The sequence below is a fragment of the Rhodococcus jostii NBRC 16295 genome, assembly GCF_001894825.1.
Classification (GTDB): domain Bacteria; phylum Actinomycetota; class Actinomycetes; order Mycobacteriales; family Mycobacteriaceae; genus Rhodococcus_F; species Rhodococcus_F jostii.
The window spans coordinates 1-23,562 of record NZ_BCWY01000050.1 but is presented as its reverse complement, the minus strand read 5'-3'; the positions used below and the strand labels follow the sequence as shown (position 1 = coordinate 23,562).

The 23,562-nt window shown below is 68.6% G+C and carries 22 protein-coding genes; 17 read left to right on the top strand and 5 right to left on the bottom strand.

What is annotated here, in order from left to right:
* Window positions 1-18 precede the first annotated feature (18 nt).
* From RJ1_RS27940 to RJ1_RS27885, 12 genes are all read left to right on the top strand, one after another.
* The gene (locus RJ1_RS27940; protein ID WP_073365776.1) at window positions 19-2,469 is read left to right on the top strand and encodes an HAD-IC family P-type ATPase; all 2,451 of its coding nucleotides are present in this window, start codon (window positions 19-21) and stop codon (window positions 2,467-2,469) included.
* Window positions 2,470-2,595: 126 nt separating this feature from the next.
* Window positions 2,596-2,787, top strand: a complete 192-nt coding sequence (locus RJ1_RS27935) for an antitoxin (protein ID WP_015888853.1) — start codon at window positions 2,596-2,598, stop codon at window positions 2,785-2,787.
* A 106-nt stretch (window positions 2,788-2,893) separates the two neighbouring features.
* A complete protein-coding gene (locus RJ1_RS27930) occupies window positions 2,894-4,510 on the top strand; it encodes a Na+/H+ antiporter (protein ID WP_073365775.1) in 1,617 nt (538 codons plus the stop codon).
* Window positions 4,507-5,754 (top strand): lipase family protein, encoded by a 1,248-nt coding sequence (locus RJ1_RS27925; protein ID WP_083400499.1) that lies wholly within the window; start codon window positions 4,507-4,509, stop codon window positions 5,752-5,754. Before RJ1_RS27930 ends, RJ1_RS27925 begins: the two co-directional genes overlap by 4 nt.
* The gene (locus RJ1_RS27920) at window positions 5,751-6,116 is read left to right on the top strand and encodes an MmcQ/YjbR family DNA-binding protein (RefSeq protein WP_073365773.1); all 366 of its coding nucleotides are present in this window, start codon (window positions 5,751-5,753) and stop codon (window positions 6,114-6,116) included. Before RJ1_RS27925 ends, RJ1_RS27920 begins: the two co-directional genes overlap by 4 nt.
* Window positions 6,113-7,321: a sensor histidine kinase gene (locus RJ1_RS27915; RefSeq protein ID WP_073365772.1), complete on the top strand. Its 1,209-nt coding sequence runs from the start codon at window positions 6,113-6,115 to the stop codon at window positions 7,319-7,321. Before RJ1_RS27920 ends, RJ1_RS27915 begins: the two co-directional genes overlap by 4 nt.
* Window positions 7,322-7,372: 51 nt before the next feature.
* Window positions 7,373-8,152 carry a LytR/AlgR family response regulator transcription factor gene (locus RJ1_RS27910; RefSeq protein ID WP_170008905.1) on the top strand — a complete coding sequence of 260 codons (780 nt, stop codon included), beginning with the start codon at window positions 7,373-7,375 and terminating at the stop codon, window positions 8,150-8,152.
* Window positions 8,149-8,520, top strand: coding sequence for a cofactor assembly of complex C subunit B (locus RJ1_RS27905; protein ID WP_073365813.1), 372 nt, complete (start codon window positions 8,149-8,151; stop codon window positions 8,518-8,520). Before RJ1_RS27910 ends, RJ1_RS27905 begins: the two co-directional genes overlap by 4 nt.
* Before the next feature lie 7 nt (window positions 8,521-8,527).
* On the top strand, window positions 8,528-10,282 hold the full coding sequence (locus RJ1_RS27900; protein WP_073365770.1) for a sodium/solute symporter: 1,755 nt from the start codon (window positions 8,528-8,530) through the stop codon (window positions 10,280-10,282).
* Between the two features lie 184 nt (window positions 10,283-10,466).
* Entirely contained in the window at window positions 10,467-10,829 is a 363-nt protein-coding gene (locus RJ1_RS27895; RefSeq protein WP_073365769.1) for a DUF485 domain-containing protein, read from the top strand.
* Window positions 10,826-12,460 (top strand): monocarboxylic acid transporter, encoded by a 1,635-nt coding sequence (locus RJ1_RS27890; protein WP_073365768.1) that lies wholly within the window; start codon window positions 10,826-10,828, stop codon window positions 12,458-12,460. The genes RJ1_RS27895 and RJ1_RS27890 overlap by 4 nt, the downstream gene beginning before the upstream one ends.
* 71 nt (window positions 12,461-12,531) lie before the next feature.
* Complete coding sequence (locus RJ1_RS27885) at window positions 12,532-12,963, top strand: type II toxin-antitoxin system Rv0910 family toxin (protein WP_073365767.1); 432 nt, start codon at window positions 12,532-12,534, stop codon at window positions 12,961-12,963.
* Between the two features lies 1 nt (window position 12,964).
* On the opposite strand, the gene RJ1_RS27880 is transcribed toward RJ1_RS27885, so the two are convergent.
* Entirely contained in the window at window positions 12,965-13,879 is a 915-nt protein-coding gene (locus RJ1_RS27880) for an ABC transporter substrate-binding protein (protein ID WP_073365766.1), read from the bottom strand.
* A gap of 88 nt (window positions 13,880-13,967) precedes the next feature.
* On the opposite strand from RJ1_RS27880, the gene RJ1_RS27875 reads away from it, so the two are divergent.
* A complete protein-coding gene (locus tag RJ1_RS27875) occupies window positions 13,968-16,250 on the top strand; it encodes an ATP-dependent DNA ligase (protein WP_439958217.1) in 2,283 nt (760 codons plus the stop codon).
* Window positions 16,247-16,843, top strand: coding sequence for a hypothetical protein (locus RJ1_RS27870; protein WP_073365764.1), 597 nt, complete (start codon window positions 16,247-16,249; stop codon window positions 16,841-16,843). Before RJ1_RS27875 ends, RJ1_RS27870 begins: the two co-directional genes overlap by 4 nt.
* Here the strand turns inward: RJ1_RS27870 and RJ1_RS27865 are convergent.
* A complete protein-coding gene (locus RJ1_RS27865; protein ID WP_073365763.1) occupies window positions 16,793-17,059 on the bottom strand; it encodes a hypothetical protein in 267 nt (88 codons plus the stop codon). The two genes, RJ1_RS27870 and RJ1_RS27865, sit on opposite strands and share 51 nt — an antisense overlap.
* A 21-nt stretch (window positions 17,060-17,080) precedes the next feature.
* The gene (locus tag RJ1_RS27860) at window positions 17,081-17,635 is read right to left on the bottom strand and encodes a hypothetical protein (protein ID WP_073365762.1); all 555 of its coding nucleotides are present in this window, start codon (window positions 17,633-17,635) and stop codon (window positions 17,081-17,083) included.
* 258 nt (window positions 17,636-17,893) lie between these two features.
* Between RJ1_RS27860 and RJ1_RS27855 the strand changes: the two genes are divergently transcribed.
* From RJ1_RS27855 to RJ1_RS27845, 3 genes are all read left to right on the top strand, one after another.
* Window positions 17,894-18,580, top strand: coding sequence for a response regulator transcription factor (locus RJ1_RS27855; RefSeq protein ID WP_073365761.1), 687 nt, complete (start codon window positions 17,894-17,896; stop codon window positions 18,578-18,580).
* A gap of 23 nt (window positions 18,581-18,603) precedes the next feature.
* Window positions 18,604-19,581, top strand: a complete 978-nt coding sequence (locus RJ1_RS27850) for a HAMP domain-containing sensor histidine kinase (RefSeq protein ID WP_073365812.1) — start codon at window positions 18,604-18,606, stop codon at window positions 19,579-19,581.
* Between the two features lie 79 nt (window positions 19,582-19,660).
* The gene (locus RJ1_RS27845; protein WP_073365760.1) at window positions 19,661-21,157 is read left to right on the top strand and encodes a DUF4153 domain-containing protein; all 1,497 of its coding nucleotides are present in this window, start codon (window positions 19,661-19,663) and stop codon (window positions 21,155-21,157) included.
* On the opposite strand, the gene RJ1_RS27840 is transcribed toward RJ1_RS27845, so the two are convergent.
* Both RJ1_RS27840 and RJ1_RS47330 read right to left on the bottom strand, forming a co-directional pair.
* Window positions 21,154-22,527 carry an HNH endonuclease signature motif containing protein gene (locus RJ1_RS27840; RefSeq protein ID WP_073365759.1) on the bottom strand — a complete coding sequence of 458 codons (1,374 nt, stop codon included), beginning with the start codon at window positions 22,525-22,527 and terminating at the stop codon, window positions 21,154-21,156. The two genes, RJ1_RS27845 and RJ1_RS27840, sit on opposite strands and share 4 nt — an antisense overlap.
* Window positions 22,528-23,337: 810 nt before the next feature.
* Window positions 23,338-23,562: hypothetical protein (locus tag RJ1_RS47330; RefSeq protein ID WP_218026511.1), on the bottom strand; the 225-nt coding region annotated here is incomplete at its 5' end.

Here is a 23,562-nt window from a genome sequence, read left to right as displayed (position 1 = left end):
GTTGCGTAGCCTTTGACCATGGCATACGACGAAACCGGCACCGAGAGCGTTGCAGTCGTCGCAGTGGAAGGTTTGACGGCCGCCCAGGTGGCGGAGCGGGTGGCGGCCGGCAAGACCAACGACGTTCCCGACCGCGCCAGCCGATCGGTGCGCGACATCGTGCGCGCCAACGTGTTCACCCGGATCAACGCGATCCTCGGTGTCCTCCTGCTCATCGTGCTGGCCACCGGTTCGATCATCGACGGCATGTTCGGCCTCCTGATCATCGCCAACAGTGGCATCGGCATCATCCAGGAGGTGCGGGCCAAGCGGACTCTCGACAAGCTCGCGATCGTCAGCCAGACCAAACCCGTGGTGCGCCGCGACGGGGTGGCCGTCGCGATGGCGCCGCGGGAGGTCGTGCTCGACGACATCATCGAACTCGGCGCCGGCGACCAGATCGTCGTCGACGGTGTGGTGGTGGAGGCGGCGTCCCTCGACGTCGACGAGTCCCTCCTCACCGGTGAGGCCGACCCGGTGCACAAGGACGCCGGTCAGCAGGTGCTGTCGGGAAGTTTCGTCGCCTCCGGCAGCGGCTGCTACCGCGCCACGAAGGTCGGAAGCGATGCGTATGCCGCCACACTCGCGGACGAGGCCAGCAAGTTCACGCTCGTGCACTCCGAACTGCGCAGCGGCATCGACAAGATCCTGAAATTCATCACGTATCTGATGATTCCGGCGGGTCTGCTGATCATCTACAACCAGTTGTTCTCGAGCGGGGAATCGATCCGGCCTGCGCTGAGCGGGATGGTGGCCGCGCTCGTGCCGATGGTGCCCGAAGGGCTGGTGCTGATGACGTCGATCGCCTTCGCGGTCGGCGTGGTCCGTCTCGGTCAGCGGCAGTGTCTCGTACAGGAGTTGCCCGCCATCGAAGGTCTGGCCCGCGTCGACATGGTGTGCGCCGACAAGACGGGAACACTCACCGAGAACGGCATGCGGCTGGCCGAACTGCGCTGCGCCGATTCCGCCGACACCGAACCGTCCCGCGCGGCGCTCGCCGCGATGGCCGCGTCCGATCCGCGGCCGAACGCCAGCGTCCTCGCGATCAAGGAGGCGTTTCCCGACGACCCCGGGTGGGGTGAGGCCACCGCGGAGGCGCCGTTCTCCTCGGCGAAGAAGTGGAGTGGTCAGTCGTACGGAGCCCACGGCAATTGGGTTCTCGGTGCGCCGGACGTCCTGCTCGACCCGGGCAGCGACATGGCCCGGCAGGCCGAGGACGTGGGGTCGTCGGGGCTGCGGGTGCTGCTGCTCGGCAGTGGCGACGTCCCGGTCGACCACCCGGCGGCGCCCGGCGTGATCACGCCGCGGGCGCTGGTGATCCTGGAGCAGCGGGTGCGCCCCGACGCCCGCGACACCCTCGAGTACTTCGCGAGTCAGAACGTCACGGTGAAGGTCATCTCGGGGGACAACGCCGTGTCGGTCGGTGCGGTGGCCGGGTCGCTCGGACTGCCCGGCGGCGACCGGCCCGTCGACGCCCGCGAACTGCCCGCCGACCGCGACGCCCTCGCCGAGACTCTCGAGACGTCCACCACGTTCGGCCGGGTGCGGCCCGATCAGAAGCGGGAGATGGTGGGGGCGCTGCAGTCTCGCGGCCACACCGTCGCGATGACGGGCGACGGCGTCAACGACGTCCTGGCCCTCAAGGACGCCGACATCGGGGTGTCGATGGGCTCGGGCAGCCCCGCGACCCGTGCGGTCGCGCAGATCGTGTTGCTGGACAACAAGTTCGCCACCCTGCCCTACGTCGTGGGTGAGGGCCGCCGGGTGATCGGCAACATCGAACGGGTGTCGAACCTGTTCCTCACCAAGACCGTGTACTCGGTGCTCCTGGCGTTCCTCATCGGCATTACCGGTGTGCTGTCGCAGATCTTCCATTTCGAGCCCGTGCCGTATCCGTTCCTGCCGCGGCACGTGACGATCGCCGCCTGGTTCACCATCGGCATTCCCGCGTTCATCCTGTCGCTGGCCCCGAACAACGAGCGGGCCCGCTCCGGATTCGTGCCACGCGTGATGCGCCTCGCCGTCCCGTCGGGTGTGATCATCGGTGTCACGACGTTCATTTCGTATCTTCTCGTCTACGCCGGCCCGGATCAGACGGAGACGCAGAAGGTGCAGGCGGGCACATCGGCACTGATCACGCTCATCATGATCGCGCTGTGGGTGCTGGCGGTGGTGGCGCGGCCGTACGTGTGGTGGAAGCTCGTGCTGATCTTCGGATCCGTCGCCGGATACCTCATCCTGTTCGCGTTGCCGTTCACCCGCGAGTTCTTCAAACTCGATCCGACCAACGTCGGCGCCACCACCTCCGCGCTCGTGTGCGGGTTCGTGGGAGTGGTTCTCGTCGAAATCGCCTGGTGGGTGACGGGCCGCCTGCACGGTGAGCACCGTCGGCTGTTCGCGGCACCCGAGGATCTGCCGGGCGTGCACTGAAGCGACTACGGCTCGCGACGATTCGAACGGTTGGCGTCGCCGAGTCAATGCTGTGAGACTGGGTGCACGGCGAGTGATCGAGCTCGCTCGGCAAGTGCGTGCGCATGCACCGGAGGAGGAAGAACGATGAGTTTCGTCGACACACTGAAGGGCCTGCTGGGCAAGGGGAAGGAAGCCGCTTCGCAGAACGCGGACAAGGTTCACGGCGCCATCGACAAGGCTGCCGACGTCGCGGACAGCAAGACCGGCGGCAAGTACAGCGACAAGATCGACAAGGCCGCCGACGCGGCGAAGAAGGCTGTTCCTCCGAAGGAGTGAACACTTCTCACACAGACGCGCGTGGGCCCCGGTTTCCGGACCGGGGCCCACGCGCGTCTTCGGAGTTGACCCGCGCACGGCGGGCCGGCGCGGCAGAATCGGTGTCGTGAACGGCGTCCTGGTACTTCTCGTCATCATCGCGGCCATCGCCGTGACGAGTTTCGCGAAGCGCCGTGATCTGCAGGCCCCGCTCGTCCTCGTCACCATCGGGTCGGTGGCGTCGTTCATTCCCGGGATGCCGCGGCTCGAACTGGACCCGGAAGCCATTCTCGGTGTGGTGCTGCCGCCGCTGCTGTACTCCGCGGCTCTCAAGTTCTCGGTGGCAACGTTCCGGCGTCACCTCGCACCGATTCTCCGGCTGGGTATCTTCACCGTCCTGGCGACGGCTGTCGGGGTGGCCTTCTTCTCCAACTGGCTGGTCCCCGAACTCACGCTCGGCGCGGCGCTGGTCCTCGGTGCGGTGGTCGCGCCGACGGACGCGGTCAGTGCCGTCGCCGTCGGACGCAGACTCGGCCTGCCGAACCGCGTGATCGCGATCCTCACCGGTGAGGGACTCGTCAACGACGCGACCGCGCTGACCCTCTTCACCGTCGCCGTCTCCGCCGTCGTCGGCGCGAAGATCCCCGTCCACCCCCTGGTGTTCTTCGTCTACGAGGTGGTCGGCGGAGTGCTGATCGGGCTGGTGCTCGCGAAGATCGTCGAGTGGGTGCGCCACCGCATGTACGACTCACCGCTGGAAACGGTGCTGGGGCTGATGCTCCCGTTCGTCGCGTACCTCGCTGCCGAGGAGGTGCACGCGTCCGGTGTGCTGTCCGTGGTCGCCGCCGGGTTCCTGATGGGGCACAAGGCCACCGACGCCTCCGTCGCCACCCGCATCCAGGAGCGGTCGCTGTGGGAGAGCGTCGACCTCCTGCTCGAGATGTTCGTGTTCGCCTACATGGGACTGCAACTGAGATTCGTCATCGACGACGTCCGCGACCAGGGCCTGCCGGTGCACCACGTCTTCTTCTACGGTTTCGCGGTTCTCGCGGTGGTCATGGCGATCCGGCCGGCGTGGATTCTGCTGCACTGGCTCCGCCGCCGGGTCGGGCTCGCGATCAGGACGCCGGGCGGTTCGGTGGAACTCGGGTGGCGGGAGAGTCTCGTCGTGTCGTGGGCGGGAATGCGCGGGGTCGTCACGCTCGCCGCCGCGTCCGGTGTGCCCGTGGTGATCGCGAGCGGTCAACCGTTTCCCGGGCGGGAGGTGATCCAGGCGATCGCGTTCGTCGTGGCCGTCGGCACGCTGCTGATCCAGGGCGCCACCATGCCGCTGCTGATCCGCATGCTCGACCTGGCGGATCCCGGCGAACGTGAACGCGAAGAGGAGCAGGTGAAGCTGGCTCGCGCGATCTCCCGGGACGCGGGCGAACACGCGCTCGTCGACTTCGCCGAACACCCACCGGAGGGAATCGACCGGTCGGAGGTCATCGACATCCTCGACCGGGTGCGGCGGTCTATGAGGGCCCGGCTCCAGGCCGAGGAGGCGGAGGACGCCGCGGAGAAGCAGCGAGCCGGAGCGCTGTTCGACCACTACCGGCGCGCGGCCCTGCGCGCGCAACGGGAGGCGATCATCGCCGCCCGCGACGCGGGCACCCTCGACGACGAAGTGATGCGTAGCGTGTTGGAAAGCCTCGATGTGGAGGAGGCAGCAGCCGAGGAGCGGGTGCGGAGACGTCGCGAATGAGGTGCGAGATGAGTGTGCGTCCGGTACGCATCGCCCTGGTTGCTCTCGCCGGTGTCGTGTCGCTGACCGCCTGCGCCACCGACGAGGCGTCCCCGAGTCCGTCTCCCACGACGTCGGTGGCCGCGCCCCACACACCGCCCGTGTCCCCGGCTCCGACGGGTGACGAGCGGGGCGCGCTGATCAGCCGGGAGCCCGTCCCCGACATCGACGGGGCGGTCACCGCGCTCGGGGCCACGACCACCCGGGTCGTCTACCGGTCGACGTCGGGTGTCGACGGCGGCGGCGCGGACGTGGTGGGCACCGTCTTCTCTCCCGCCGGTCCCGCACCGGATGGCGGGTGGCCCGTCGTCACGGTCGGACACGGCACCACCGGCGTCACCGACGAATGCGCCCCCTCGTCCTCGCCGACGCTGCTGGGCACGACGAACCTCGTCCGGCCGCTGCTGCAGCGGGGCTACGTCGTGACCGTCACCGACTACCAGGGGCTCGGCACCGACGGACCGCATCCCTACCTCGAACCGGACACGGCGGCCTACGACCTGATCGACGCGGTCCGGGCGGCGCGCAACGTGGTGCCCGAGGCGTCGACACGCTGGGCGGCGATCGGAGTGTCGCAGGGCGGTCAGGCGTCGTGGTCGGCGGCCGAGCACGCGGACGGGTACGGCGACGGACTCGACTTCGTCGGCTCGGCCAACCTGTCGCCCGCCGCCGATCTGTCGGGGATCTTCGTCGACGGGACGGTCGATCCACTGTCGTTGCCGCAGAAGATGTTCCTGCCGTATCTGCTGGAGGGACTGGGGGTGGTGCACCCCGAGCTGAATCCGGACGACTACATGCGCGGAGCGCTCGCCGCCACCCCCGACGTCACGCTGGCGTGCGTCGCCGCGAAACTCCCCGAGAAGTGGACGGTGGCAACCCAACTCACCCCGGGCGACACCGGTCCGCGGACAGAGGCCGACGCCGAGCGCATGCGCGGATGGCTCGAGGACATCGCCCTGCCGAAGACGGGCGCGGGCGGTCCGATGCTCGTCGTGGTGGGGGAGCGGGACAACCTCATTCTGCCGCAATGGACTTCGCGGGCCGTCGACAACGCGTGCGCGCTCGGCGACGTCGTCGAGCTCGAATCCGACCCCGAACAGGGGCACGCCGACGGACGATCCGTCCCCGGCGCGGTGCAGTGGATCGCCGACCGCTTCGCCGGCGTCCCCGCGCCGGACACGTGTGCCGAGGGAGGAACACCGTGAACGACGCCGATCTCCACCGGCTGAGGGTGCTGTGTCTCGCACTGCCGGAGGCGACGGAGCGGGTCAGCCATGGCGAACCGGCGTGGTTCGTCCGCAAGGCGCCGCAGTTCGCGACCCTCGCAGACCGCCACCACGACGACCGGGTGTCGTTCTGGGCGGCGGCTCCGCCGGGAGCGCAGCAGGATTGGGTGCAACGCGACCCCGAAAGGTTCTTCGTCCCGCCGTACGTCGGGGGCCGCGGGTGGATCGGCGTGTACCTCGACGTCCCGCAGAACTGGGACGACGTCGCCGACATCGTCGAGGACGCCTACCGCACCGTCGCGTCGAAGACGCTGATCGCTCGACTGGACGCCGGCGCATGACCGGAACCGTCCTCGCCGTGGTCGCGTTGCTCGTTCTCATCCCCGTCGTCGCGTTCACCGCCGTGTGGCTGCGTGCCCGGCGCGAGCTGACGACGCCGACGGAACGCGCCGTCCACACCACGCTGCACACCGCGTCGCTGGCGGCGAGGCCGTTGCGGAGGGGCCTCGACGAGACGTCGGCGGAGGAGGCCGCCCCGCACCTGCGCCAGCTGACCGGGGCGCAGGCCCTGGCGGTCTTCGACGCGTCCGGTGACCTGCTCGCGTGGACCGGACCGCACGAGGCCATGACCGAACAACTGCGCGACGCGGCGGCCCGCGCGGTCGACGGGGAGCGCCGGGTGCTCGTCGCGTACGGCGGCCTCGTCCGCGGCACGGGCGACGACGCGGTCCGGGCCCTGATCGCCCAGCCGCTGCTCATCGAGGCCACCGGGGTGGTCGGCGTGCTCGGCATCGTCACCACCGAAGACCCCGGCCCGGGCATGCTCGGCGCCGTCACCGAAGTCGCCCGGTACGCGTGCAGCCAGATCGAACTCGCCGACCTCGACGCGTCCCGCGCCCGGCTCGACCGCGCCGAGGTCCGGGCCCTGCGCGCGCAGATCAGCCCCCACTTCATCTACAACGCGCTGAACACGGTCGCCTCGTTCGTCCGCACCGACCCCGACCGCGCCCGCGAACTGGTCCTCGAGTTCGCCGACTTCACGCGCTACTCGTTCCGTTCGGCGGGCGAGTACACGCTGCTGGCCGACGAACTGCGCAACATCGACCGGTACCTCACCCTCGAACGTGCCCGTTTCGGCGACGCCCTCGCCGTGAAGTTGCAGGTGGCGCCCGAGGTGCTCAACGTGGTGCTGCCGTTCCTCGCGCTGCAACCGCTGGTCGAGAACGCGGTGCGGCACGGAATCGCCGGCAATCCGAACGGGGGGACCGTCAGCATCGTCGCCGCAGACGAGGGCACCGACTGCGTGATCAGCGTCGAGGACGACGGGGTCGGCATGGACCCCGAACTGCTGCGGTCGGGGTCGCTGGACGCGGTGGCCGAATCGTCGGGGGTGAAGGAGGCGGCGCACGTCGGGCTCGCCAACGTCGACGACCGATTGCGCGCCGCTTTCGGCAACGACTACGGGCTCGTGGTGGAAACCGCACCCGGGGCGGGGACGAAGGTGAGCATGCGCGTCCCCAAATTCCGGCGGGGGATCTCGGCGTGAACGTGAGGGGTCCGTGGGACGATTGCTGTCGTTGTGAACCACACTGACGACATGGCCCCGGACGCGCCCCTCACCGTGCTGGCCGTCGACGACGAGAAACCCGCCCTCGACGAGTTGGCGTTCCTGCTGCGCGCCCAGGACGCGGTCGGGGAGATCCGCACCGCGGGAGATGCCACCACGGCGCTGCGCATCCTGCGGGACGGCGACATCGACGCCGTCTTCCTCGACATCAACATGCCCGGACTGGACGGTCTGGAACTGGCCGGGATCCTCGCGAACTTCGCGTCCCCGCCGCAGGTGGTGTTCGTGACCGCCCACGACGACCGGGCCGTCGCCGCCTTCGACCTCGGTGCCGTCGACTATCTGCTCAAACCCCTGCGCGAGGAGCGTCTCGCGGAGTCCGTGCGCCGCATCGTCGAGGGCCGCAGGCGGCGCAGCGGGGCCACCGCGCCCACAGCGCAGGCCGACGAGGTTATCCCGGTCGAACTCGGCGGCGTCACCACCCTGGTCCACCGATCGTCCGTCGAGTGGGTCGAAGCGGACGGCGACTATGCGCGCCTGCACACCGCGGACGGTTCCCACCTCGTCCGTATCCCCATCTCGGCCTTGGAGACCCGCTGGGCGGACGCCGGGTTCCTGCGGGTGCACCGCTCGTACCTCGTGGCGCTGCCCCTCGTGACCGGAATCCGGACCGTCGGCAACGGGCTCGTCGTGTGCCTGCGCCCGCACGGCGACCACCCGCCCGTCGAACTGCCGGTCAGCCGCAGGCACACCCGGATGCTCAAGGACCGGCTGGTCCGGGCGCCGAAACAGTCGTGGACGGCGCGATGAGTTCCCCGGAGCGCGGACCGCAGCGGGAACGCGTGGTGCTCGCGCAGCGCCGCGGGGCGCGCATCGTCCGCACCCGCGTCGAGGTGCAGGAACAGACCGAGGTCGGGGACGCCATGATCCGCGGGCTCGTGCGCACCCAGCTGGGGCTGGCGATCCGGCTCGCGCTTCTCGCGGCGTGCCTGCTGTGCGCGGTGCCGCTCGTGATGTTCCTGTTCCCGGCACTGTCGGACGTGTCGGTGCTGGGGATCCGGCTGCCGTGGGTGGTGCTCGGGGTGCTCGTGTACCCGGTGCTGCTCACCACCGGCTGGATCTACGTGCGCCAGGCGGAGCGCAACGAGCAGGAATTCGCCGACCTGGTGGACGACTGAGCGTCCCGTGACCGACCAACCCATACCCTGGCTGACCCTGGCCGGACTCGCCGCGGCCGCGGTCGCGACGGTGGCCATCGGCATCTACGGAGTGCGGTTGGCGCGCACCACCTCCGACTTCCTCGTCGCGTCCCGCAGCGTCGGCCCCCGGTGGAACGCCGCCGCGATCTCCGGCGAGTACCTCTCGGCCGCATCCTTTCTCGGAGTCGCCGGCCTGATCGCCAAGTACGGCGCCGACGCCCTCTGGTACCCGATCGGGTTCACGGCCGGCTACCTCGGACTGCTGCTCTTCGTCGCGGCGCCGCTGCGACGGTCCGGCGCGTACACGGTGCCCGACTTCGCCGAGTTCCGGCTCGGCTCCCGCCGGCTCCGCACACTCGCCATGCTCGTCGTCGCCGTCGTCTGCGCGCTGTACCTCGTCCCGCAATTCCAGGGGGCCGGACTGACGCTGAACATCCTTCTGGGCGTGCCCAGTTGGGTCGGGGCCGTGGTCGTCGGGGTCATCGTGATCGCCAACGTGGTGGGCGGCGGCATGCGGTCCATCACGTTCGTGCAGGCCTTTCAGTACTGGCTGAAACTCACCGCGGTCGCGATCCCCGCACTGGTGCTGTCGGTGTACTTCTTCGCCGACGAGCACGAACTGGGGTCCGACGCACCGCCCACCGTCAGCGAGCAGACCACCGTCGACATCACCACCGACGTCGTCGTGCAGGTGTCCGAACCGGTGACCGTCGGCGGGTCGGGGACGATCGACGGGGTCCACGCCACCGGTGACGTTCTCCTCGAGCCGGGCGAGCACCACCTCGGCGAGGGCACGACGATGATCCTCGAGGCGGGCGCCCCCGTGCCCGTCGTCGCGGGCGCGCCCGCCGACAACGCCGACTGGATCGCCCCCGGCTGGGGCTTCGGCGGCGAACACCCGATGTACCAGGTGTATTCGCTCATCCTCGCCACGTTCCTCGGCACGCTCGGGCTGCCGCACGTTCTCGTCCGGTTCTACACCAACCCCGACGGCCGGGCCGCCCGGCTGACGTCGCTGGCGGTGGTCGGACTGCTCGGCGTGTTCTACCTGTTCCCCACGCTCCTCGGGGTGTTCGCGCGGTTGTACGTGCCGCAGCTGCTCATCACCGGCACGTCCGACGCCGCGGTCCTGCTGCTGCCCGGCTCCGTGATCTCCGGTTGGGCCGGGCAACTCCTCGCCGCGCTCGTGGCGTCCGGGGCCATCGCCGCGTTCCTGTCCACGTCCTCGGGCCTACTCGTCAGCATCGCCGGGGTGCTCAGCACCGACGTCCTGCGCGGGCGGATCCGGGACTTCCGGATCGCCGCCGTCCTGGCCGGGGTTGTGCCGCTGGTCCTGTCGCTGGCGGTGACGTCGCTGGATCTGTCGCGCACGGTCGGGCTGGTGTTCGCGGTGGCGGCGTCGACCCTCTGCCCACTGCTCGTGCTCGGCATCTGGTGGCGTGGTCTGACCGCCGCCGGGGCGGGCGCCGGGATGGTGGCCGGCGGACTCGTCGCCGGCTGCGCGGCCGGGGTCTCGGTGCTCGGCGGGTTCACCGACGACGCCTGGAACGGCTGGCCGGCGGCGATGGTCGCGTACCCGGCCGCCGTCAGCGTTCCGCTGGCCTTCGTCACGATGGTGCTGGTCAGCAAGGTGACCAGGCGTCAGATTCCCGCCGACGTCGGCCGGATCTTCACCCGCATGCACGCCCCCGAGCGGCTCGGAGTCGGCTCCGACCGGGAGAGGGAGCTCCGCTCCCCGTGAGTGCTTGACGAGTCCCTGCACTCCTCGAGCACGCACGGGCGGCGGAGCCGCTTGTCGCGGTCGGGTGACCGTTCGGCGCACAGTCCGGCAGCTCACCGTGTGACTGGCGCCACAGCCTATTTCTGTGACTCAACTCTCACTAACGTCGGCAATCAGTTCACTTCACACGACCAAGGAGTCTGCAGTGACCACAGCCGACCTCAGCGAGGGCGCACCGCAGAAGCGGCGAGCCCCTGATGCGCAAGCCTTCGTAGACATGCAGGCGAGCCCGGAGTTCCAGGAGTTGCGTCACCGCCTGCGTAGTTTCGTCTTCCCGATGACGGCGTTCTTCCTCGCCTGGTACGCGGCGTACGTCCTGCTGGCCACGTACGCGCCCGAGTTCATGGCCACCAAGGTGATCGGCAACATCAACCTGGGCATCATCCTCGGACTCGGCCAGTTCGTGACCACCTTCGTGATCACCGCGCTGTACGTGAAGTTCGCCAACCGGGAACTCGATCCCCGCTCCGCCGCGATCCGCGAAGAGCTGGAAGGACCGCTCACGTGATCACCACACTCGCCGCCGCCACCGACGTCGGTAACCCGCTCCTCAACATCGCCATCTTCGTGGCGTTCGTCGTGATCACGATGACCATCGTGATCCGGGCGAGCCGCACCACCAAGAAGGCCTCGGACTTCTACACCGGCGGCGGGCAGTTCTCCGGACCGCAGAACGGTTTCGCCATCGCCGGCGACTACCTGTCGGCGGCGTCGTTCCTCGGTATCGCCGGTGCCATCGCGGTGTACGGCTACGACGGCTTCCTCTACTCGGTCGGCTTCCTCGTCGCCTGGCTGGTGGCCCTGCTTCTCGTCGCGGAACTGTTGCGCAACACCGGCCGCTTCACGATGGCGGACGTGCTGAGTTTCCGCCTCAAGCAGCGTCCCGTCCGGATGGCCGCGGCGCTGTCCACGCTGGTGGTCTCGCTGTTCTACCTTCTCGCGCAGATGGCGGGCGCCGGCGGACTCGTCGCCCTGCTGCTGAACATCGACGGCAAGGTCGGGCAGGGCATCGTCGTCGCGGTCGTGGGCGTGCTGATGATCGTGTACGTCCTCGTCGGCGGCATGAAGGGCACCACCTACGTCCAGATGGTCAAGGCGGTGCTGCTGGTCGCCGGTGCCGGTGTCATGTTCTTCCTCGTGCTGTTCGCGGTGCGCGGCAACTTCTCCCAGCTGCTCGCCGACGCGCAGGCGACGGTCAGCACTTCCACGAACGAGGCGATCGCCAGCCGCGACATCCTCGCTCCCGGTGCCAAGTACGGCATCAGCGCGATGAGCAAGCTCGACTTCATCTCGCTGGGCATCGCCCTGGTCCTCGGCACCGCGGGTCTGCCGCACGTGCTGATGCGCTTCTACACCGTCCCCACCGCCAAGGAGGCCCGACGCTCGGTCACGTGGGCGATCGGCTTGATCGGCGCGTTCTACCTGTTCACACTGGTCCTCGGCTACGGCGCGGCCAAGATGGTCGGCCCCGACGTCATCCTCGCGGCACCCGGTAAGGAGAATGCGGCGGCGCCGCTGCTCGCGTTCGAACTGGGCGGCACCATCTTCCTTGCGATCATCTCCGCTGTCGCGTTCGCAACCATCCTCGCGGTGGTGGCGGGGTTGGCGATCACGGCGTCCGCATCGTTCGCTCACGACATCTATGCCAGCGTCATCAAGCGTGGACACGCGTCGGAGGAGTCGCAGGTGCGGGTCTCCCGGATCACGGTCGTCGTGATCGGTCTCGTGTCGATCGTCCTCGGGATCATGGCGATGGGCCAGAACATCGCGTTCCTGGTGGCGCTCGCCTTCGCGGTGGCCGCGTCGGCCAACCTGCCGACGCTGCTGTACTCGCTGTTCTGGAAGAAGTTCAACACCACCGGCGCGCTGTTCAGCATCTACGGTGGCCTGATCAGCTGCCTCCTGCTGATCGTGTTCTCCCCGGCCGTGTCCGGCAAGCCGTCGTCGATGTTCCCGAACGCCGACTTCGACTTCTTCCCGCTGGCCAACCCGGGCATTGTCTCCATCCCGCTGGCATTCGTGCTCGGCATCGGCGGTACCTACATCGGTCGCGGCAAGGCGGAGGACCCCGCCAAGCAGGCCGAGATGGAGGTCCGTTCGCTCACCGGTGTCGGTGTGGAGAAGGCTGTCTCGCACTGATGCCTTCGGCCTGTGAGTACTTGTCAACCGCCCGCGGTTAACAAGTACTCACAGGCCGTTAGGCTGCCCCCATGGCGAAACTGACGGTCAAGACCGATGTTCCTCTCAACCCCCAGGACACCTGGGACAAAGCGTCGAATCTGCAGGACTTCGACCAGTGGTTCGTCGTCCACGACGGCTGGCGGGGCGAGCTCCCCGAGACCCTCACGGAGGGCACCGAAATCAGTTCCGTCGTAACGGTCAAGGGACTGCGCAACCGAGTGAAGTGGACGATCAAGGAGTACGACGCCCCCAACCGGATCGTCCTCAAGGGCGACGGCAAGGGGGGCGTGAAGCTCGGACTGGTGCTCGACGTCAAGGCGAAGGGTGACGCCTCCGAGGTGGCGTTCACCATCGAACTCGGTGGTGCACCCCTGTTCGGACCCATCGGCTCGGGCGTCGCGAAGGCACTGAAGGGCGACATCGAGAAGTCCCTGCAGACGTTCGTCGAGCTGTACGCCTGATTCAGTCGAGGACGTGCGCGCCGCCGGTGTCGGTGATCCACTCGGCGGCAAGGGCGTCCAGCGTCCCGTCGGCGTAGAGGGAATCGACGGCGGCGGAGACGCAGGCAGTGAGTGGACTGTTCTTCTCCAGCACGAGGCCGAAGAATTCGGTGACCGCGTTGGGGCGCGGGAACTGCCCGACGAGGACGCTGTCCTTCACCTCGTTGGCGGTGATCTGGAATCCGGTCGGGATGTCCACCACCAACGCGTCGATGTCGCCCGCGGCCAGGGCGGCCTTGGCGTCGTCGGTGGTGGTGAAGCTGACCGGCGCCTGGCGGGGTTGCACGGTCTGGGTGATGGCGTCGAAACTCGTGGACCCCACCTGCGCCCCGAGACGGAACGGTGCGAGGTCGGCGAGCGATTTGGCCCGCGCGGCGGGAGAATTCTTCAGCGCCAGCACCGACTGTGTGACGGCGTAATAGGGCGAACTGAAATCGACCGTCTCGCGCCGGGTGTCGACGATCGTGAACTGGTCGATGGCGAAATCGAAGTCCTTCGCACCGGCCGCGAGCGCATCGTTGAATGCGACGGTCTCGAACTGCACCTGGTCCGGACCGTATCCGAGCTTCTCGACCACCTCCCGGGCCACGGCACCCTCGTAGCCCTTGCCGTTGGACGGGTCGCCGTCGGCGAACCACGGTTGGTACGACGGGCTGTCGGTCGCGATGGTGAACACGCCGTCCCGGGCGGTGACGCCGCTGCCCGGGGCGCAGTCGCCGACCGCGCGGGTGGACGGAAGTTTGGTGAACGCTTCGGGAATCGTCGACGCCTCGGCCTGGGTGTCGACCTCCGACGCCGAGTCGGTGGTGCAGGACCCGACGAGCAGCGTCAGTGCAGCGGATAGGGCGGCAAGAGCTGTCCTTCGTCCTCGGGGCACCCCGTCATCTTGCCTGCCGGGTAGCGATACGGCCACCGAAGAGGCCGCGCGGCGCACAATATGTATGTATTGGCGGAGGGAGTTGCGCGTGCCGACTGCGGGTGCTCGCCAGGTGACGATCGACGGACATCGCCTGTCCCTGACCAATCTCGGCAAGGTCCTCTACCCGGAGTCGGGCACGACGAAGGGCGAGGTGATCGACTACTACACGCGGATCGCGCCCGCCATGCTCCCGCACGTCGTCGACCGTCCCGCCACCCGCAAACGGTGGCCCAACGGGGTGGACAGTGAGCCGTTCTTCGAGAAGAATCTCGCGGCGTCCGCGCCGGCATGGTTGGAGCGCCGCGCGCTCGAGCATTCGGATCGGTCCGTGCACTATCCGCTCCTGAACTCCGTGGCAGCCCTCGCCTGGGCGGGGCAGCAGGCGGCCCTCGAACTGCACGTGCCGCAGTGGCGGTTCGACCACTCACATCGGGGGGCCGCCACCCGGATCGTCTTCGACCTCGACCCCGGTCCCGGTGTCGGGCTGGCCGAATGCGCGGAGGTGGCGCGCGCCGTGCGGGACCTCGTCGCAAATCTCGGGTGGACGGCGTACCCGGTCACCAGCGGCAGCAAGGGTATTCACCTGTACGTGCCGCTCGACCGGAAGCTGGCCGGGACGGGTGCGTCGACCGTCGCGAAACAGGTGGCAACGGGACTGGAGAAGCTGCGGCCCGAACTCGTCACCGCCAGCATGGCCAAGGCGGTGCGCGCGGGCAAGGTCTTCGTCGACTGGAGCCAGAACAATCCGTCCAAGACCACCATCGCCCCGTACTCGCTGCGGGGCCGGGCCCAGCCGTATGTCGCGGCGCCGCGCAGCTGGGACGAACTCGACGACCCCGACCTGCGTCAGCTGCGGTTCGAGGAAGTGCTCGAACGGTGGGAGTCGGACGGCGACCTGCTGGACGGACTCGATCTGCCGATCGAGAACGACCCCGCCCTCGCCGAGTACCGCCGCAAGCGTGATCCGGGGCGGACGCCCGAGCCGATGCCGGACACGGTGGGGCCGGGGGAAGACAACAGTTTCGTCATCCAGGAACATCACGCCCGGCGTCTCCACTACGACCTGCGGCTCGAACGCGACGGGGTTCTCGTGTCGTGGGCGGTGCCGAAGAACGTGCCGACGACGACGGGGGAGAACCGGCTGGCCGTGCACACCGAGGACCACCCGCTCGAATACCTGACCTTCTCGGGATCCATCCCGAAGGGCGAATATGGCGGCGGCGAGATGACGATCTGGGACACGGGCACCTACGACGCCGAGAAGTGGCGGGACGACGAGGTGATCGTCCAGTTGCACGGCGAGCGGGTGGACGGCCGGTTCGCGTTGATCCGCACCAAGGGCGATCAGTGGCTGATGCATCTGATGAAGGATCAGACCCCGGGCGGGTCGGGTTCGTTGTCCGATTTGCCGCGCGGGCTGTCGCCGATGCTGGCGAGTCCCGGCACCCTCGACGGGCTGGACGCCGAGGAGTGGGCTTTCGAGGGGAAGTGGGACGGCATCAGGGTGATCGCCGAGATCAGCGGCGGGCAGGTGAAGCTGACGAGCCGGGCCGGCAACGACAAGACCCACGATTACGCGCAATTGGGTTGGCTGGCAGAGTCGCTCGGGGACCACGAGGTGGTACTCGACGGTGAGGTGGTCGCGTTCGACGAGCGGGGTGTACCCAACTTCGGTCTGCTGCAGCAGGGCAACGAACCGCACTTCCTCGCGTTCGACGTGCTGTACCTCGACGGGGTCTCGTTGCTGCGCAAGAAGTACACCGACCGGCGCCGCGTCCTCGAGGCGCTGGCCGCGAAGGTGGACGACCTGGTGGTTCCACCGCAACTGCTCGGGTCCGCGCAGGAAGCGCTGGACGAGAGCCGCGGCCGAGGGTGGGAGGGTGTGGTGGCCAAGCGCCGCGAATCCGTGTACCTGCCGGGCAAGCGGGGGTCGAGCTGGATCAAGGTGAAGAACTGGCGCACACAGGAAGCCGTGATCGGTGGGTGGCGCCGCGGTCAGGGTGGGCGGTCGAGCGGAATCGGGTCGGTGCTGCTCGGTGTCCCCGAGGACGGCGGACTGCGGTATATCGGACGCGTCGGAACCGGCTTCACGGAACGGGACCTGAAGGAACTCGCATCCACCCTGCGGCCGCTCGAAACCGATACCAGCCCGTTCGTCGAAGACCTTCCCACCGCCGACCGCAAGGGGGCCGTGTGGGTGACTCCCACGCTGGTGGCGGAGGTGCGGTTCATGGATTGGACCGGTTCGCGGAGACTGCGGCACCCCAGCTGGCGCGGGCTCAGGGACGACAAGACACCCGAAGAAGTCGAGGTGGAACAACCGTCATGACCGGTATCCGATTCCAATCGACCCCGGAGAACGAAATCCCCGTCTCCGTGCCGGCCGACACCGTGCTGGCCCGCACCGACGCCCTCGTGCTGTGGCTGACCGACGTCCACGTGTACAGCTGCGGCGTCGAATTCACGATCCAGGCGCGCAGACCGGAGTCCACGGTGCTGCTCGACATGTTCGGCTTCGGCAAACCCGGTTCGCCGCGGAGCAGTGGGCCGTTTCTGTTCGGTGTCGAGTACGCGGACGGCAGCGTGTTCACCAACCTGCCGGGTGCCCGCATGACCGACGGACTGCACGGCGGTGCGGGCCGAGGTGGGCCCATCACCGGCGACAAGACGTACTTCCTTCAGCCCCTTCCGCCGCCGAAACGGTGGTCGATGATCACGGCGTGGCCCTACTTCGGTGTCCCGGAGTCTCGGACCGACCTCGATTCCGCTGTGTTCGCCGACGCCGCCGAGCGGGTGGAGACGCTGTGGCCGGAACCCGCCCACGCACTCGTCGAGGCCCCGGACGGTCGACAACAGCAGCCGCCGCTGGAATTACCGCCAGGAGGCTGGTTCGAATGGGCCCACCGACGCGGTGTCGAATGATCCGGGCGGTTCGGGCGAGGGGACGTGCAGGGACGGGGGCGTGAAGATCTTCATGGGGGCGGGCGTCGAGTCCGGAACCGGGTGCTCCTCGGAGACACCGACGTCGGAGCTCGGCGGCGCCGTGCCTGCGGCGACGGCGATCCCGGCCGCGCCGATGACGGAGAGGGCGAACACCGCGCTTGCTTCGATCGCGATGCGGGTCTTGGTGTGGGACATGATGTGAATTTCCTCCGGTGATCAGGGGCCGACGACGGTTCCGCCGTCGACGGGGCCGGTTCCGCCGGGCGTCTGCGGGTCCGCCGCGGGCGGGGCGGGCTTCGGGCCGCCACCGACGGGGAAGGGATTGGGTCCGGGATCGAGAACACCCGGCTCGACCTGGCCCGGTCCTTCGAACGGACCCTTCGGCGGGTGAACGGGCTCGACGGGCGGTTCGACGACGACGGGCGGCTCGACGACGGCGGGCGGGTCCATCACGACGGGCGGCTGGACGACGACGGGCGGCTGGACGACGACGGGCGGCTGGGCAACCGGCGGCTGGGCGATCGGTGCTCGGGCGATGGGAGGTGCCGCCACGATGGGCGGGACGACACCCGGTCCCGGCGCCGCGGGTTCGATGTCGGTCGAATAGCCGGGCTCCGCCGAGTACCCGGGACTCACCGAATAGCCGGGGTCTGCGACGACGATCCGACTCGGGGTCGGCGCGATCGCCGGAGCCGGCTGTTGCTGTGAGATGGCCCCCTCCGAGCTCGGGGTCGGAGCCCCCTCGGTATGTCCACCGGCAAGAACGATCACTGCGGCTCCTGCGAGGGAGAACGTGAGGGCGGCGGTTGCGCCGATCGCGATGCGGGTTGCGGTGTGGACGATGGGGTGCCTCCAGTGGATTGGGGTGTCTAGCTGGGCCGATAGACCAAGCTTGCGCCGGACGCGAGGCTTTCGACAGGCACCCCAGGGTGCGCATCCCCCACCCCGCGGCGGAACCGCGGGCAAACCTGCACAGAATCTTCACAGGCTCCGACCAGGATCCGCACGTGCGCGCAATACAGTCGGGGAATGAGCCAGCGAAGAGTGCTCGTCGTCGACGACGAGGCGACCATCTGCGACGCGGTGGCGGCGCGGTTGCGCGCGGAAGGCTTCGACGTCGTGACGGCGTCGGACGGTCCGGCCGCCGTCGCGGAGTGCGAGTCCTCGTCGCCCGACCTGCTGGTGCTCGACGTGATGCTGCCGGGATTCGACGGTCTCGAGGTCTGCCGACGCGTCCAGGCGGCGCGGCCGGTGCCGGTGCTGATGCTCACCGCGCGTGCCGACGAGACGGACATGCTGATCGGGCTCGGTGTCGGCGCCGACGACTACCTGAGCAAGCCGTTCAGCATGCGCGTGCTGGTGGCCCGGGTGCACGCGCTACTGCGACGGGCCGAGCGTGCCCACGACAGTGTGTCGACCGAGCAGGACGGATTGTCGTTCGGCGACATCGAGGTGGATCTGGTGGAGCGGCGCGTCCGGCGAGGCGCCGACGAAATTCATCTGACACGAACAGAATTCGACCTCCTCGCCCACCTTGCCTCCCGGCCGCGGGCGGCGATCACGAGGGAGTCCCTCCTCGCGGAGGTGTGGGGCTGGGGCGACGGGGCCGGTAGCCGGACCGTCGACAGTCACGTGAAGGCGCTGCGCCGAAAACTCGGCGGCGACCTGATCCGGACCGTCCACGGAGTCGGCTACGCATTGGATGTAGCGCGGTGAGCGCGGGCCGCATCCTGGACAGGATGCCCCGGCCTCTCGACCCGCTGCGGTCGTTCAAGGTGAAGACCGGGCTTCTCGTCGTGGCGGCGCTGTTCTTCGCTTCGCTGATGTTCTGGGTGACCGCGCGCTGGCCGTTCCGGTACGCGCTGGTTTTGGCGTTGCTGGTGTCGTTGGCCGTGACCCAGATCCTCGCGCACGGCATGACGTCACCGCTCCGCGCGATGACGACAGCGGCCCGCGCGATGGCGACCGGTGACTATTCACGCCGGGTGCGGTCGACGTCGCGGGACGAGATCGGGGACCTGGCTCGCGCCTTCAACCAGATGGCCGAGGACCTCGAGGCCGCCGACCGGTATCGACGCGAACTCATCGGCAACGTTTCGCACGAACTCCGCACACCCATCTCGGCGCTGCAGGCGCTGCTCGAGAACGTCGTCGACGGAGTCGAGGACCCCGACCCCGCCCGGATGCGGGTGGCGCTCGACCAGACCGAGCGTCTCGGCCGACTCGTCGCCGAACTGCTGGACCTGTCGCGGGTGGAGGGCGGTGCGGTGCAACTCGAACGGGAGAACTTTGCGGTCCGCCCGTTCCTCGAAGACGTGGTGCGGCAGTCGGAGGACCTGCGGCGGCCACAGGCGGTGACCGTCGACGTGCAGCCTCCGCATCTGCGGGCCGACGCCGACACCGCGCGGCTGCATCAGGTGGTGGCGAACCTCGTGGACAACGCTTTTCGGCACGGTCCCGCACGCACCCGGGTGATCGTCCGTGCCCGGCCGGATGTCGGCGGCGTGATCATCGAGGTGGAGGACGACGGCCCCGGTATCGCGCCCGGCGAGCGGTCGCGGGTCTTCGAACGGTTCACCCGCGGCGGGTCCACGGACGGTGGGACGGGCCTCGGCCTGGCCATCGCCCGCTGGGCGGTGGATCTCCACGACGGCCGCATCGAGGTCGTCGACACGGCCGACGGCTGCTGTATCCGGGTGAGTCTGCCCGCCGCCTGACCACTGTTCAACCGATCGGGACGCGACGTCCCGCGATGACGCCTGCCTTCATCCGGCAGCGACAACCAGGGAGGGAACCATGACCATCGCACCCCCGCAACCCGCCAGGCCGACCCCCGGCGACTTCTGGCCGAGACGTGCGTGGCGCCGTGACCGGACGTCGATGGCGCCCCGCCCGATCGTGCTCGCGGCGGTGGCGGCCGGCGTGGTCGCCGCACTGACGCTGCAGGTCACGGTGGTCGGGCTCGGCTACGCGGTGACCGGCGCCGCCGTGGCTGTCGCGGTGTTCGCGACGCGCAGAACGATGCCGTCGGCTGCGCAGGCCGCCGCGATTTTCGGCGCCCTCGCCCTGCTGGCTGTGCTCGGTGTGCGCGGTGCGGGGTGGCTGGCAGCGGTGTGTGTGGCGCTGAGCTGGGTGGTCGGATCGTTCGCCCTCGTCGGCGGCCGAACGTGGACCGGGTTGGCTGTCGGATCGTTCGCGCTGTGGTTCACCCCGCTGCGCGTGGTCCGGTGGACGCGTCGGGGCGCGCGGCGGTGGCATTCGACCGGGAAGGTGCCCGTGGGCCGGGCTGTGGGTGTCGCCGCCGTCAGTGCGGTGCTGCTGCTGGTGTTCGGTTCGCTGTTCGCCAGCGCGGACGCCGGTTTCGCCGAGTTGCTCGGTAAGGCCGCACCGTCCGTCCACGTGTCGAATCCGTTCGGGCGGTTCGTGCTCGGCGTGGTGGTGTGCGGGGGCACCCTGGGTGCCGCGTACCTGTTGAGACGAACACCGCGGGTCGACGCTTTCGCACCGAAGCCGGGACGCCCGGTTGCCCGGTGGGAGTGGGCGTTTCCGCTCGCGCTGCTGGATCTGCTGTTCCTGGGGTTCGTCATCGTCCAGTTGACCGTGCTGTTCGGCGGGAGCTCGCACGTGCTGACCACGGCAGACCTCACGTACGCGGAGTACGCCCGGCAGGGTTTCTGGCAGTTGCTCACCGTGACCGCGCTGACGCTGGTGGTGATCGCCGTCGCGGTTCGGAAGGCGGCGCGAGTCGACGCAGTGGACCGCACCCTCGTGCGGGTGCTGCTCGGACTTCTCTGCGTGTTGTCGCTCGTCATCGTGGCGTCGGCGATCCATCGAATGTCGCTGTACGAGAACCAGTACGGGTACACCCGGTTGCGTGTGACGGTGATGGTGACGGAATTGTGGCTGGGGTTGGTGTTCGCCCTGTTGATCGCCGCGGGTGTGCGGTTGTCGGGGCGGTGGCTGCCGCGTGCCGTCCTGGCGTCCGCGGTGGGCGGGGTGCTCCTTCTCGCCGTGATCGATCCGGATGCGTACGTTGCCGGGAAGAACGTGGAGCGGTTCGACGAAACAGGTCGGATCGATGTGAGCTACCTCAGTTCGTTGTCCGTCGACGCTGTCCCCGCGCTCGATCGCCTGCCCGAGCCGGAACGGTCGTGTGCCCTGTACCGACTCGCGCGACAGGTCGAGGATGAGTCGGTGTGGTACGAGTACAACGCGGCCCGCGACCGGGCGCGCGAGCTCTTGGCCGCACATCCCGTCCGTTCCTGTGATCGTGTCGCGCGCGGCAATTCCTAGAACGGTGGTGGTTCTTCAGGCGAGTGCCGCATGTCCGGCTGCGGCGTCTTCTTCCTGGATCGTGGTCTTCGGTGGAGTTCGATGAGGAAGTCGAGGTCGTGTTCGGCGTGGGAGCGTTGGGTCACCAGTTCGATGCCGCGGATCCGCTTGGTGGTGTGAGTGAGTGCGAGTGCGGCGCCTTCGGGTTCGGTGGGGACGGTCTTGCCGCGTGGGGTGATCGATTCGAGATGGCCGGCGCCGGTGTGCCGGTAGGACCAGGTGCCGTCGGTCTCGAGCCGGTGGTGGCGTCGGCACAGGCACGCGAGGTTGGGTTCGACGGTGAGGCCACCGCTTTCGGGGCGGTCGTGGTCGAAGGGGATGATGTGGTCGAGGTCGCAGTTCCGGGCGGGGACCTGGCAGTTGGGGAACCGGCACAGTCCGTCGCGGGCACGAATGCGGCGGGCGAGTGCGATTCCGGGGGTGTAGGTGGTGGCCGCACGGTCGGCGTTCTCGGCGATCCAGGCCGTGGGGATGCCGGGTCGGTTCGGCACAGCGCTGATGCCGAGGATTGATCCGCCGTTCTCGGCGGCGTGGGTGTACACACGTTGGAAGACGCCGTCGGCGGCCAGTGCGCGGGCGGCGTCTGCGTCGATGGGTCCGTAGCCGTCGAGGTGGGCAGGGGTGTCGTCGAGACCGAGCAGCGTTCCGGCGTTGATGACGACCTGGATCAGGGGTGCCCTGCGGGCGGTGGGCCGGCCCGTCCGAGTGTGGCAGTGCTCGTTCCCGCAGCGGCAGACGAGCGCGCCGGTGCCGTCGGCCAGTGCGGTGAGGGCGTCGGCGCGGCGCTCGGCCAGGGTGCGGGGATCCTTGCTGCAGACGTCGTGGATTGCGATGTCGCGGAGACGCATGGCGATGGTGTGCGCGTCGGCGGCGGGGAGGTTTCCGTCGAGGTGCGACATGCCGTTGTCGGCGGGGCGGACGCGGACGTCGCGGTCGGCTGCCGCGAGTTTCGCACGGTGGGGGAGGCTGTCAGGGTCGTGTCTGGCGACGAGTCGGCGCCAGCGTGCCCGTAGTTTCGAGGGCGGCAGCGGGCGACCGTCGAGGATCGCGGCTTCGAGGATGTAGAGTTCGGCGTCGTCGACACCGGTGAGCATGGTGGCGATGACGCGGGTCTGGTCGAGGTCGATGTGCCCGGCGGCGAATGCGTCGTGGGCGCGGTGCAGGCGGTGGCGTAGTTCGAGGCCGAGTTCGATCCAGGCGGTGGCGGTGGTTTCGTTCATGCCGAGAGCGACGGACAGCTCGACGGAAGCGTGCCTGCCGGAGTGGGCGGGGTTGATGCCGCGGCGTTCGTCTTCGCCGGAGCAGAGGTCGTAGAAGTCGGTGACCGCCATGACCTGCGCGCATTGGGTGCGAAGCGAGCACGGCCTTGTGTGCACGCAGGTCTTCGAGCGCGACGATTCCCGGTGCTGTCGCATCTAACCTATTCTGTGTCAACATCATTCGCCCCCCGTTGAATGTCTGTCGATACCAGCGCGACCCACCGACAAGAAGCCGGTACTCGTGTACTTCCAGTGGGTTCTGGTCGTCGTCGCCGTCAGCTGTGTGGCGCTCGGCCGCGCGTACGGCGGGGATTGGTTGCTGGCGTCTCCCGTTCGCCCTCGGCTCGCTCGGGCCCGGCTTCGTGCACTTCACGTACATGAAGGAATGGCGGCGGGCTTACGTCGCTTTCGACGCGCTCGAGACGCCCGCAGCGCTGAAACCGTACCTGGGGGCGGTCGAGGAGGCCGAGAGGCGAAGCAGGAAGACCCGATGGTGGCGGCGCGTTCGCTGACCGCTGAAGTCAGTTTTCCTGTGCTAGAAAGGGTTCCACCAGTTGATGAAAGCGATGTAGAGATTGGTCGGGAAGAAGAACTCCCAGTCCAGTCCCATGTACGGCAGGTCAGGCAGTGCGCCGATCATGACGATGATCCCATCCCGTTGTTCGTCAGCGCCGCCAACAGGTGCAGCAGGTTGGCGATCAGTGGTGGGAAAATGTCAATGTCTACCCAGTTCATGCGACGTCCCCTCGGGTCATCCCGACCTGCCTGGCGTATCGCCTTTGGTCCGACCTGCGTTACCGCGGTGGGACACAGTTCGGTCGTCGGTCGCTGCGCGCTCCGTAGCGTCTACGTGGAGTGGAGATGTAGTAGTTCCCTCCAGCGTCAAACCGCAGTAAAATAACAACTGGTTCCGTTGGTTGTCGCGTCGAACGCGCCAGTTGTGCGGGAGTTCGAGAACTTCCTGCCCGCAGTCTTCAGTTCAGGGTCTGCGCCATGCACATTCCGCAATCGACCACGACAGCCAGGGGCAACCAGATGAGAAAACATCGCAAATCCACGGAACGACGAGGTTGGATCAAGAAGGCTACGCAGTACGCCCAATTGATT